A 12485-nucleotide genomic window follows, 5' to 3' on the forward strand; every position below is an offset into this window, starting at 1 on the left:
GTTATGGATAATTGTCCTTTATGTAATGGAAATGCTACGGTTTTTTGCGAAAAGCCCAATCATTTATTCTACAAATGTGACACTTGTGAAGGCATTTTTAGACCAAAGCATACGCATTTAGATGCAACTGCTGAAAAAGCCCATTATGAGCAACACAACAACGATGTAAATGATTTAGGCTATCAAAACTTTGTTTTTCCTGTGGTGAAAGTTGTTTTGAATAACTTTTCTGCTGAAGATAAAGGCTTAGATTTTGGTTCTGGAACTGGACCAGTGATTGCCAAATTGTTGCGGGAACAAAACTACCAAGTAGAAAATTACGATTTGTATTTTGAAAATAAAACTGAACTCTTGCAACAAAAATACGACTACATAACCTGTTGCGAAGTAATGGAACATTTTAAAGAACCTTTGAAAGAGTTTCAACAATTGCAAAAAATGCTTAAACCAAAGGGTAAGTTAATTTGCAAAACAGAAATCTACAAAAACCAAACTCCTTTTGAAAATTGGTATTACAAAAATGACTTAACCCATATTTTTATTTACCAAGAAGCAACTTTGCATTGGATACAAAAGAATCTTGGGTTTGGGAAGGTTTTGTTTTTGGATAAGGTTGTTGTTTTTGAGGGTTTTTAACGTTTTGAATATCAAAAGGGGTGATTTCTAAGCACCAACCTTTCGGTTAAGCACAAAGTTCTAAAGAAATGAAAACCTTGATTTTACCAGTACCTCGCTTGTTTTTTATATACATTGTTGTACCACGTTATTTAAGTAGTTTAGATATTCTTTCACTATTTATTTTATTTAATTTACATAATGGTTTTAATGAATTGTCAACATATTTATCAGTCAGTAAATTTTTATTTTTAGCTGATGTATAATAAGCAGGTATTGTAAAATTATTAGGATAATATTTTCTGTCTGTTACAAAAGGAATTGATCTAGTGTCTTCGGAGCAAATTAATCTACACTTTGTAATGACAACTATTGCAGGTAAATGCGGATCGTCAAAGTCTTCATTGTCTCGTAAATTTTCAACTTTCTTTTGGTATTCATCAATATCGTTTTGACATCCTTCTACAGCTTTCCCAACATCTTTAAGTAGTCTAATAATTGGTAGATATTTCGAAGTTTTAGCCATTTCCTTACGATATTGACTACCCCCAAATATCATTATTCCTTTACCTAATAATATCCATTCAAGTACTGGCTTGAAATCTAAGTGTTTAGCAGATGATTTTGAAAATACATTAGCCACACAATTTGCATCTATAATTATTGCCATACTTAAATTATATTTCTAATAATTTAAGTTCCTCATCAATAAAAAAGTCTCGATAACTTGTTGGGACTTTCTTTGTAAAAGTTCCATCTTTATTAATTTCTATGTTCGTTATTGAGTTTCCATCAATATTTCGTTCAAAAAATAGTACTTTGGTGTCAAAGTTCACTTCTTTTTTAGAACTATGTAATTTGTGTCTAAGCCTGTTAATAGTAAAATCACTATGAGTTTCTATTATAAATTTATTTTTGTCATTTTTTACAGCGTTGTAAAGAAAACTACCAAAAGCAGCTTGAGCTTTTGGATGCAAATGCACTTCAGGTTGTTGTATTGAAAAACAAGTTTTCTTTGTAGATAATACCTCAATTATAATAGGTAAGGATTGAGAAACGCCATAGCCCACATTAGGTAGTTTAATTTCAATGTCTTTATATTTTACAATAATTTCAAAAGGAGAACTATTCTTTTTTCCTAATTCACGTATTTCTATTTTATCAAATAAATTACTATCCTTTCCAAAAGACTCCAAAATTGTAATTATCTTGTTCTTTTCTATATTAGATTTGTTTCCTAGAATTTGACGAAGAATAGAAGGGATATGGTCTCCTTCTGGAGAAAATTTTATTTTGTAAGATTCATATGTTCTTTTAGCTTTTGCTCTAATTGGAGCTAACCATTTGTAGCTTGGGTAAAGCATCTCCTGACCAAAAGAAGTTCTAAATTTAAATTCATCATTATTTTTCATAATTTCTCTTTCAATAAATCTTATTAGAAGAGAAAGGGGTAATTGTTGATGAGGAATATTTATTCTTTTGTACTGCTTAGGAAATTCAAAATCAACAGCCCATTTTTCAAATTCTATAACTTCTGTTTGTTTTATCCGATAAGTAATTTGTTTTTTAGTAAACTTAACAAGCACATCAAACTTCTCGATTTGAAATTTAATTTGAGAGATTATTGGGACAGAGTTTTCTTCGGTAAATTCAAAAATAACTCTAAATGTTTGTTGTTTTTTCTTTTTATCATCATCATCAAAATTTGGTTTTTCAATTCCGATTTGAAAATGATTATCTTGAGTTTTTTTATTTATTATTTCTTCAAAATATCCTAATTCAATCTCATTGTTATTGAACTCATAGTTATACCAAAATTCTGGACTTGAAAGAAGATTAATAATTTTTAAAAATGAAGTTTTTCCTGTACTGTTTTCGCCAACTAAAAAATTAATATCTTTTAATTCAACAAATTGTTGTTTGAATCCTTTGTAATTCTTTAAATATATTTTTTCCATATAGGTTTTTTTAATGTGGTATAACTTGTGCATATGTTGAACTAACAAATACTTACAAGTGTTTATAAATGTTTGTAATTAATTGTAAATATATAAAAACAAAAAATACAATTATTACGGTTTTTCGCATAAAAACAAAAAAAAGCAAAAAAAGCTAAAAATCATTTCTAACTTTTAGCTTTCTTATTCTATAAAAAGGTTCTCGATACATATTTTGTTTCATTGCATTACAAAAAAAACACTAGAACTGACGAAAAAATTATTTCCCAGGCACAACCTTATAAGTTGGATCTTCTAAAATATTTACATCAATAATCGCTTCCGCATTTTTAAGCAATTCTACACAATCGTTACTCAAGTGTTTTAAGTGCACTACTTTGTTTACGGCAGCGTAACGTTCTGTTATTTTGTTTACAGCATCAATGGCACTCATATCGGCAATTCGGCTTTCGGCAAAGTCTATGATGACTTCGTTGGGGTCGTTTTGTACATCAAATTTTTCAGCAAAAGCTGTTGTTGAACCAAAGAATAAAGGGCCAAAAATCTCATAATGTTTCACACCATTGTCATCTACATATTTTCTCGCACGAATTCGTTTGGCATTTTCCCAAGCAAAAACCAAAGCAGAAATAATTACTCCAATCAAAACCGCTAAGGCTAAGTTGTGTAAGAAAACCGTAATCAAAGTAACCACAACCATCACAAATATATCGGATTTTGGCATTTTGGTAAAGGCTTTAAAACTGGCCCATTCAAAGGTTCCAATGGCAACCATAATCATCACACCAGTTAAAGCAGCCATAGGTAATAATTCAATGACTGGTGCTCCAAATAAAATAATGGCTAAAATGGTCAAAGCAGCTACAATTCCAGATAATCGAGCTCTTGAACCTGATGATAAGTTGACTAAAGTTTGAGCAATCATTGGGCAACCACCCATTCCAAAGAAAAATCCGTTGGCTATATTGGCTGTTCCTTGTGCTAAACATTCGCGGTTGCTGTTTCCTTTTGTGCCTGTGATTTCGTCTACTAAATTCAGCGTTAACAAACCTTCTGTTAAACCCACAGCAGCCATAATCAATCCATAAGGCAAAATGATTTTAAAGGTTTCAAACGTAAAAGGAATTTCAGGAATATGAAAAGGAGGAAGGCTTCCACTAACAGAAGCGATATCTACTACTTGTTTGGTATCAATTTTAAAAATAAGTACAACTGCAAAAACGACAATAATAGCAACCAACGAAGCCGGAACAGCTTTTGTAATTTTTGGAAATAAAAGAATAATAGCAATAGTTAAGGCCACTAATCCAGCCATGATGTACAAGGCTGAACCTGATAACAATTCGCTTTGTCCGTTTACAATGGTTTTAAATTGCTCTAATTGCGACATGAAAATGATTACCGCTAAACCATTTACGAAACCAAACATTACAGGTTGTGGCACCAATCGGATGAATTTACCTAATTTGAGTAAACCAACTACAATTTGAATAATTCCAGCCATAGCAACAGCTGCAAAGACATATTCTAAACCATGAGAATTCATTAAAGCAATCAAAACGATAACGGTTGCACCAGCACCACCAGAAATTAATCCAGGACGACCACCTAAAATAGCTGTGATTAATCCCATGATAAAGGCTCCATATAATCCAACTAATGGTGGAAAACCAGCTAAAATAGCAAACGACAACGATTCAGGAATCATAGTCATGGCAACGGTTAAACCAGCAAGGATTTCAATTTTATAATCTACTTTTTGTTTAAAATCGAAAAGATTTAGGACTTTTTGCATTACAATTTGGGCTTAGAAAATTAAGCGGCAAAGGTAGGGTTTTCAATTTAAAGATAGAAGTTACTTTTGCAATGAAGTTTTTTGGAACACAGATTTTGAGAAATTGTAGAAATCTGAGAAATGGAACGCGGATGACGCTTATTTGAATGATTTGCGGATTTTTTTAACGCAAAGTGTGAAAGTTTTTCGCAAAGTTCACAAAGAGTTGAGGAGAAGCTGAATCAAGTTCAGCTTGACAAAAATTAGAATAAAATAAACTTTGAGTAACTCTGTGCTTTACTTTGTGATACTTTGTGTAAGAGATTTAATCGCAAATTTTTTATATAAAACATAGCTATGTTTAACTATGTAAAGCAAAGCTTCTCAACTCAATACAAAAAAATCTATGTGCCTATGTGGTTCAATAAAAACTTTGAGTAACATTGTGCAATACTTCGAGAAACTTTGTGCTACTAAAAAACTTATTTTTTCAAAACAGAATCAGGAACCATTTTAGAAACATCACCACCATTTCTTAAAACGTCTCTTACAATACTTGATGAAATATAGGAAGTTCTAGCGGCTGTTAGTAAGAATACAGTTTCTATTTTAGACATGGTTCTATTGGCATGAGCAATGGCTTTTTCAAATTCAAAATCAGCTGGATTTCTTAAACCTCTTAGAATGAATTCGGCTTTTTCTTTTTTACATAAATCTATGGTCAAACCTGTATAAGTTATGACTCTTACTTTTGGTTCATCTTTAAAAGCTTCTTCGATAAATCGTTTTCTGTCTTCTAGGGAAAACATGTATTTCTTTTCGGCATTGACACCAATGGCAACAATGACTTCATCAAACAGAGAAATCCCTCTTTTTATTATATCAAAGTGACCGTTTGTTATTGGGTCGAATGAGCCTGGGAAAATTGCTTTTTTCATTTTTTATCAGTTGTCTGTTGTCTGTTGTCAGTTAACTGAAAACAGATAACGGTTTTTTTATTTCTTCCAAATTGGTTTGTTTTGTAAAGCTAATTCAATTTCACTATCTAACAAGTCTTTCATTGCAATTTTTGCATAATCTGCTTGTTGTGGAAATATGCTTTGTGGGCTTAAACCTGGATTGGTGTTGATTTCAATAAAATGTGGTTCATCATTCATGATGATATATTCAGCTCTAGAAAAACCTTTCATTCGCAAAGATTCATACACTTTTATGGCTGTTTTTTTGACTTTTTCTGTCATTTCATCACTAATTCTAGCTGGAGTTATCTCTTCTGATTTTCCTAAATATTTGGCTTCATAATCAAAGAATGCATTGTGCGAAACGATTTCTGTGATGCCTAATACAGTTGTTTTTCCTTTGTAATTTAGCACACCAACTGAAACTTCCATACCATCTAAAAAGCTTTCTATTAAAATATCTTTGTCTTCTGCAAAAGCAAAAACTAAGGCTTTTTCATATTCTTCTTTCGAATGTACTTTTGAAATTCCCAAACTACTTCCTGATTGATTAGGTTTTACGAAAAAAGGTAATCCTAAATCCGCAACAACATCTTCATAAGTGAAATCAATATTTCCTTCAGAAACATAAATAGATTTTGCTCTAGGAATATTAAATTTAGATAAAACAGATAAGGTATCACGTTTGTTAAAAGTCAAACTCGATTGGTAGTAATTGCAACCAGCATAAGGGATTTCTAATAGTTCCCAATAAGCTTGTAAATGTCCATCTTCACCTGGTGTTCCGTGTACTGTGTTTAAAATCACATCAAAATGAATGGTTGAAAATCCATCAGAAAATGAAAAATCAGCTTTGTTTATTGGAAATTTTTCTTCTTCCACAATAGCGTGCCAACCTTCTAACAAAATATGAATTTCATAAATGTTATACTTTTCTTTATCTAAATTATTTAAAATTAACTGTCCACTTCGAAGTGAAATTACTGACTCATCAGAATATCCACCCATTACAACTGCTATGTTCATATAAAAATTGAATATATACTTCCATACAAAAATATCATAATTTATTTATTTGAAGGTTAGGAATTGTAGTTTTATTAAAAATAAATAAGCAAATAATAAATTGGTACTTCTGTGTTTAATATTTGATAGGTATATCAAACTATAAATTTATATCTTTGCTAAAATTAAATGTATGAGGTTTTTCGAATTTTTAAAGAGTTGGGCTTTTTTTAGACAATTATTGATAGCCATATTGATAGTTGGTGTTATGGGCTTTTTATTAGTGAATTTTCTAGATTTTAGAACTAGACATGGTGAAGAAATTGAAGTTCCAGATTTAAAGAAAATGAAAATTGAAATTGCTGAAGAAAAATTAGCCGATTTAGGTATTGAGGCTTTGGTTTTAGATACAATTGATTACAATAAAGATTATCCTCCTTTTTCAATTGTGGAACAAGATCCAGAAGTAGGAGAGAAAGTAAAAGATGGTCGAAAAATATACGTAAAAATCAATGCTGGTGGTTATGCTATGATTACTTTACCTGATTTAGAGGAGAAAACATACAGACAAATTCAAGCTACATTTAGAGCTTTAGGTTTACAAGAAGGAGAAATTACATACAAGCCTAATTTAGCGAAAGATTTGGTTTTAGTGGTTAAGCATAAAGGGAAAGTAGTTAAAAAAGGAGATAAAATTCTTAAAAATTCTGTTTTAGATTTAGAGTTAGGTGATGGAAAACGAACATTTGAAGATTCAGATTTAGGTATTGATACAATTAGTGTTTCAAACCCAGAAATTGATGTGGATGTTCCAACAACTGAAGGACAATAATAATGAACGAAGAAGAAAAAAATATTGATGCCGAATTAGAAGAAGATTCGCTACATGAGCATTTTAAATTTGAAGCCACAAAAGGACAAGCACCTTTGCGTGTTGATAAATTTTTAATGAATTATATCGAAAATGCTACTAGAAATAAAATTCAACAAGCTGCTACAAACGGAAATATTTTTGTAAATGATGTACCAGTAAAATCAAATTATAAGGTCAAAGCTTTTGATGTTGTTAAAGTTTTATTGGAATATCCTCCGTTTGAGAATTTAATTATTCCAGAAAATATTCCGTTAAATATTGTTTATGAAGATGATCAATTGCTAGTTATCAACAAACCACCAGGTTTAGTAGTACATCCAGGTTATGGAAACTACACAGGAACTCTTGTAAACGCTTTAGCTTATCACTTTGATAATTTACCAATGAACAGTTCTGAACGACCTGGATTGGTTCACAGAATAGACAAAGACACTTCTGGTTTAATGGTTGTAGCTAAAACGGAATCAGCTATGACATATTTAGCTAAACAATTTGCAGATAAAACTTCTGAAAGAGAATATATTGCCATAGTTTGGGGAAATGTGAAAGAGGATGAAGGAACGATTGAAGGAAACATTGACAGACATGTGAGCAATAGAATGCAAATGGCAGTTTATGATGTGGATAGCGATAAAGGGAAACCTGCAATAACACATTATAAAGTACTAGAACGTTTAGGATATGTTACTTTAGTTTCTTGTAAATTAGAAACTGGTAGAACACATCAAATTCGCGTGCACATGAAACATATTGGTCATACATTATTTAATGATGATCGTTATGGTGGAGACTTGATTTTAAAAGGAACAACTTTTACAAAATACAAACAGTTTGTAGACAATTGTTTTAAAGTCTTACCAAGACAAGCACTTCATGCTAAAACATTAGGTTTTGAACATCCTACTACAAAAGAGTTTATGCGTTTTGATTCGGAAATTCCTCAAGATATACAAGAATGTATTAAAAAATGGAGAACCTATTCTAATGTCAAAAGTTTTGAAGATTTAGAAGATTAATAATATTCAATTTTTCTTGAAGTATATAAAACAAGATTGTTTAACGTCGTTTTCTTGCTAATCCAGTTTTCATTATTGTCATAGGTGTATTCTAGCTGTTTTTTATAGATTTCATTACCATTTCCGTCATATACAATATGAAAAATCACATTGTTTTTGAAGTCGTATTTATAAACTGTTTCAGATATTAACTTTTCGTTTTTGAATACTTTCCAAGTAGTCATATTATCATTTTGATCATATTCAAATTCTTCTCTGGTTTTTGAATTGTCAAAAACTTCAAAAGTGGCTTTAGAAATTAAACGCTTTTTCTCATCATAGGTTTTCGATATTTCTGAATCTAAACTTCCGTTTTCAATTAAAGTTTGCGAACTTAATAACTGATTATAACTATTGTAAAGCGAAGTTGTTTTTGAAATTATTTTGAAATTTTTATCATAAAATACTTCAGAGGCTCTATTACCATTGTCATCATACTCAATAGATAGTCTTGACTGCATTGTTTGTTTATTTCGAAAATAAATTTCTTCTTTAACTCTATTGTTTTCATCATAACTAAAACCAGTTCTATTGATTACTATTTCATTATCATCGTATTTGTAGTGTTCAGCCAATAAGCCTTTATTATATAAAAACACCTCTTTGTCTAGTATTTTAGCACCATTATAACGTCTAGTAATAATAGTATTTTTTTCGTCGTCCCAAGTGTATTTTGTTTCTACATATTCAGTAGGAGAAGTAAAGTTTTTCTTAGAGATTATTTTGTCTTTTCCATCAAAAACAATGTCTTCAGTTATATTTCCGTTTTCGTTGTAAGTGATTTTGTTGATTAATTTTCCTTTTTTGTCAAATTTTAATGCAATATCTGGTAAAAATTGATTTTCAAATTTACGAACTGAACTGGTGTTTCCACCATCTTTTTTCTCTTCTGTGGTATATTCTAAAGTTGATTTGACGCTTCCTTTTAAACCAAAGGCACTCCATTCAGAATGAGCTTTAGAAGTTCTAATTTCTTCAGTTTCTGTTTTATTTTCTTTTTTACAAGAGATTAATAATGAAGTTACGTAAATTAATACAAATATTTTTTTCATAATTATTACTTAGAAGCTGTAGCGTTATCAAATTTTTGAGAAACAGTTTCCCAATTGATTACATTGAAAATTTCTGAAATATAATCGGCTTTCTTGTTTTTATATTTTAAATAATAAGCATGTTCCCAAACATCAATAGCTAAAATTGGAGTTCCCTTTTCAACTGCATTTGACATTAAAGGATTATCTTGATTGGCAGTTTGTGTAACTTTTAATTTTCCATCTTTATCAACAATTAACCATACCCAACCTGAACCGAAAAGGGTTGTAGCTGTTTCAGAAAGTTTTGAGTTTAAGTTGCTAAATGAACCAAAATCTCTGTTTATAGCTTCTGTAAAAGCAGTTGTAGGTTTTGTGTCTTTTTTTGGACTTAAAATTTCAAAATATAAATTGTGGTTGTAATATCCACCAGCATTATTGCGAAGAAATGTATTATTGATATCTAGTTGATTTAAGATTTCTTCTATTGTTTTTGTTTTAAACTCAGTATCGTTGACTGCTGTGTTTAATTTATTGGCATATCCTAAATGATGTTTTGAATAATGAGTTTCCATTGTTGTTGCATCAATGTAAGGTTCTAAATCATTGTATTGATATGATAAACCATTCATTTTAAATGGACCAGTTGTAGTTTTGACATCAGCGGGATTTCCATATATAACTTCTTCAACAACATTTGGATCAGGTAATTGTACTTCTTGTAGTTGTTTTTCCTTTTTACATCTAGTTAATAATAAAACAGAAAATAAACTTAATAGTACTGTTTTTTTCATTTCGGTATTTTTTATTGACAATTAAAGTTTTCTTTCTTTTAGTAATGAATTTATTAATTCAATATATTGTTCTTTAGCTTCATCAATTGATAGGTGATTCACTTGCATCCAAGCATTCATCTTAAAAGCATTTTTTAAATCATTAGAGTCTTGAGAAGCTTCAATAGTTAATGAAGGTCGAGTAGAAGTAGCATGCTTGTACAATCCATATAGTACCAATTGTACATTTGGTGGAACAGATTCTTTCGGAATCTTATTAGCATTTTCAAATGCTTCATCAAATAAAATATTTAACGCTTCACTATTCAATTTTACTATTTTTTTGTTAGTACAGTAACTCCTCCAATGGCTTTTTGACCTAATTTAACATCAATAGGAGTTCCTATTGGAAAATATAAGTCTACTCTAGAACCAAATTTAATAAAACCAGCATCTTTTCCTTGAACAACACGCATTCCAACTTGTGCATAGTTAACAATTCTACGAGCTAATGCACCAGCAATTTGACGATACATAACTTCTCCATAAATACGATTTTCAATGACTACAGTAGTTCTTTCGTTTTCTTCACTTGCTTTTGGATGCCAAGCAACTAGATATTTTCCTGGATGATATTTGCTGTATTTTACGATTCCATTTAACGCATAACGTGTAACGTGAACATTGATTGGTGACATAAAAATAGAAACCATTAAACGTTTGTCGTTGAAGTATTCTGGTTCAAATACTTCTTCAATAACAACCACTTTTCCGTCAACAGGAGCAATAACATGGTTGTCGCTATTGTCCACATTTCTTTTAGGATTTCTAAAAAATTGTAACACTAAAATTAATATTACTATTGCTAAAACTTGAATAAATTTTCTTATCCAAAAATTATCAAAAACATCTGATAATAGTAACAATGCTACTGAAATAATAACTGTAGCTAAAATAATTTTTCCACCTTCTTTATGAAACATAATATAAAATTTGATAAAATAAATATACAAACGGAGCAACAAATATAATACTATCTAGCCTATCTAGCACACCACCGTGACCAGGCATAATGTTTCCGCTATCTTTTACTTGTGCAATTCTTTTAAACTTGGATTCCACTAAATCTCCAATTGTACCAAAAACGCTAGCAATAAATGCAATTCCTATCCAAATATACATAGTTTCTATATTATCGGAACCTATAAAATATTTTGCTATTAAAACGCTCGCTAAGATACTAAATACTAAGCCACCAAAAAATCCTTCGATGGTTTTTTTTGGTGAAATGCGTTCAAAAAGTTTATTCTTTCCTATAGATTTTCCAACAACATAGGCAAAAGTATCATTTGTCCAAATCAGAATAAAAATACCAATGATAATTTTTGGATTATAACCCTTTACACCAAAGGGTATTTTAGTAATAAAAATAAATGAAAGAATAATATAGCCTAGAACATAAAAGTATTTATCTATAGTAGAGCAGGGTAAGTTTTGTTTAGAAAAAAGAAAAGCCATTGCTTTAATTGAAATCAACAATGTAATTGCTAAGGTAATCTGGATGATTGATGTTTCATTAATTTCACCAAAAGTAAAGAAGTAAAACAAAACAATTCCTACAATAAAAGGAGCTATTTTTGGGATTTGAACAAGATTACAAAATTCATTAATTGCAATGACCATAAAAACGCCAAATAGTATAAAAAAACTAGTGGTAGAATAGGAAATAGCAAACAGTAACAAAACTATATAAACTACACCTGATAATAATCTGGTTAGAGTTTCGTTCATTTTATAAATCTTCTAATAGCAACAAATATAAGTTTTTGTGGCTGCTTCCATAATGAAGAAAGTCCTCCTCTTTTGTTTTTTCAAAATACTTTATAGTTGTAATATTTGATGGATATTCTTTGTCGTATCTTTTCTTAATGTTTCTAAGACCATCGCTTTTGTTTCCAACAATTTGACTTGTTGTGGCAAAAACAACCATGTCACAAGGTAATTCGTTAGCTTTGTATTGTTTGAATTGTTTAGATGAAAATAATATTGAACCATCGTCAGCAATTAAATCTTCGCAAATTGTAAAAAAGAATTTAGGAGTTTTTACATTTTTGTATTCTAATTTATTTTCATCCAATAACGAAAATAATTTTTCGTCATGACATAAAACTTCGTTTTCAAACCAATCGTTTTCTTCAAGAATATTTTCAAATTGTTCTCTTAATTCATTTAAGTTTTCGCAATATAAAAATTTACCACCGTTATTTTTAAAATTGAAAGTAAACTTTTCGTCAATTGGAGTATTTATTTCAGGTTCATAAGGGCTTCCTTGTGAATCTTTATCGTCTTCTGAAGTGTTGCCAAATATTTTTTTGAATATGTTCATGTATGGCTGGATTTTTGAATTTAACCAAAGGTAAAAAATCTTAACTCAAAATTAA

At 30.1% G+C, this 12485-nt stretch carries 14 protein-coding genes; 3 read left to right on the forward strand and 11 right to left on the reverse strand.

All coding sequences use genetic code 11. The annotated features are described in order from the left end of the window. Window positions 1–3: 3 nt before the first annotated feature. Window positions 4–636 (forward strand): class I SAM-dependent methyltransferase, encoded by a 633-nt coding sequence (locus AABJ49_RS00375; protein WP_338375016.1) that lies wholly within the window; start codon window positions 4–6, stop codon window positions 634–636. Between the two features lie 127 nt (window positions 637–763). Here the strand turns inward: AABJ49_RS00375 and AABJ49_RS00380 are convergent, their stop codons facing one another. From AABJ49_RS00380 to AABJ49_RS00400, 5 genes are all read right to left on the reverse strand, one after another. After that, window positions 764–1285 carry a hypothetical protein gene (locus AABJ49_RS00380; protein ID WP_338375018.1) on the reverse strand — a complete coding sequence of 174 codons (522 nt, stop codon included), beginning with the start codon at window positions 1283–1285 and terminating at the stop codon, window positions 764–766. Window positions 1286–1292: 7 nt separating this feature from the next. Next, the gene (locus AABJ49_RS00385) at window positions 1293–2573 is read right to left on the reverse strand and encodes an AAA family ATPase (RefSeq protein WP_338375020.1); all 1281 of its coding nucleotides are present in this window, start codon (window positions 2571–2573) and stop codon (window positions 1293–1295) included. A gap of 259 nt (window positions 2574–2832) precedes the next feature. Next, window positions 2833–4368 carry a SulP family inorganic anion transporter gene (locus AABJ49_RS00390; protein ID WP_338375022.1) on the reverse strand — a complete coding sequence of 512 codons (1536 nt, stop codon included), beginning with the start codon at window positions 4366–4368 and terminating at the stop codon, window positions 2833–2835. A gap of 461 nt (window positions 4369–4829) precedes the next feature. Further along, a complete protein-coding gene (gene coaD, locus AABJ49_RS00395) occupies window positions 4830–5285 on the reverse strand; it encodes a pantetheine-phosphate adenylyltransferase (protein WP_338375024.1) in 456 nt (151 codons plus the stop codon). Between the two features lie 57 nt (window positions 5286–5342). Then, window positions 5343–6332, reverse strand: a complete 990-nt coding sequence (locus AABJ49_RS00400) for a D-alanine--D-alanine ligase (RefSeq protein WP_338375026.1) — start codon at window positions 6330–6332, stop codon at window positions 5343–5345. A gap of 172 nt (window positions 6333–6504) precedes the next feature. On the opposite strand from AABJ49_RS00400, the gene AABJ49_RS00405 reads away from it, so the two are divergent. Both AABJ49_RS00405 and AABJ49_RS00410 read left to right on the forward strand, forming a co-directional pair. Continuing rightward, the gene (locus tag AABJ49_RS00405; RefSeq protein WP_338375028.1) at window positions 6505–7143 is read left to right on the forward strand and encodes a PASTA domain-containing protein; all 639 of its coding nucleotides are present in this window, start codon (window positions 6505–6507) and stop codon (window positions 7141–7143) included. Between the two features lie 2 nt (window positions 7144–7145). Further along, window positions 7146–8201, forward strand: a complete 1056-nt coding sequence (locus AABJ49_RS00410) for an RluA family pseudouridine synthase (protein ID WP_338375031.1) — start codon at window positions 7146–7148, stop codon at window positions 8199–8201. On the opposite strand, the gene AABJ49_RS00415 is transcribed toward AABJ49_RS00410, so the two are convergent. From AABJ49_RS00415 to AABJ49_RS00440, 6 genes are read right to left on the reverse strand one after another with little or no spacing between them, the layout of a single operon-like run. Then, complete coding sequence (locus AABJ49_RS00415; protein WP_338375033.1) at window positions 8198–9292, reverse strand: hypothetical protein; 1095 nt, start codon at window positions 9290–9292, stop codon at window positions 8198–8200. The genes AABJ49_RS00410 and AABJ49_RS00415 overlap by 4 nt on opposite strands. Before the next feature lie 5 nt (window positions 9293–9297). Beyond that, a complete protein-coding gene (locus tag AABJ49_RS00420; protein WP_338375035.1) occupies window positions 9298–10065 on the reverse strand; it encodes a superoxide dismutase in 768 nt (255 codons plus the stop codon). 21 nt (window positions 10066–10086) lie between these two features. After that, window positions 10087–10374, reverse strand: a complete 288-nt coding sequence (locus AABJ49_RS00425) for an acyl-CoA-binding protein (RefSeq protein ID WP_338375036.1) — start codon at window positions 10372–10374, stop codon at window positions 10087–10089. A 5-nt stretch (window positions 10375–10379) separates the two neighbouring features. Continuing rightward, a complete protein-coding gene (locus AABJ49_RS00430; RefSeq protein WP_338375038.1) occupies window positions 10380–11027 on the reverse strand; it encodes a phosphatidylserine decarboxylase family protein in 648 nt (215 codons plus the stop codon). Continuing rightward, window positions 11017–11835: a phosphatidate cytidylyltransferase gene (locus tag AABJ49_RS00435; RefSeq protein ID WP_338375041.1), complete on the reverse strand. Its 819-nt coding sequence runs from the start codon at window positions 11833–11835 to the stop codon at window positions 11017–11019. Before AABJ49_RS00435 ends, AABJ49_RS00430 begins: the two co-directional genes overlap by 11 nt. Before the next feature lies 1 nt (window position 11836). After that, a complete protein-coding gene (locus AABJ49_RS00440; protein WP_338375043.1) occupies window positions 11837–12430 on the reverse strand; it encodes a lactate utilization protein B/C in 594 nt (197 codons plus the stop codon). Between the last annotated feature and the right edge of the window lie 55 nt (window positions 12431–12485).

It is taken from the genome of uncultured Flavobacterium sp. (assembly GCF_963922255.1).
In the GTDB taxonomy this organism is placed as follows: Bacteria; Bacteroidota; Bacteroidia; order Flavobacteriales; family Flavobacteriaceae; genus Flavobacterium.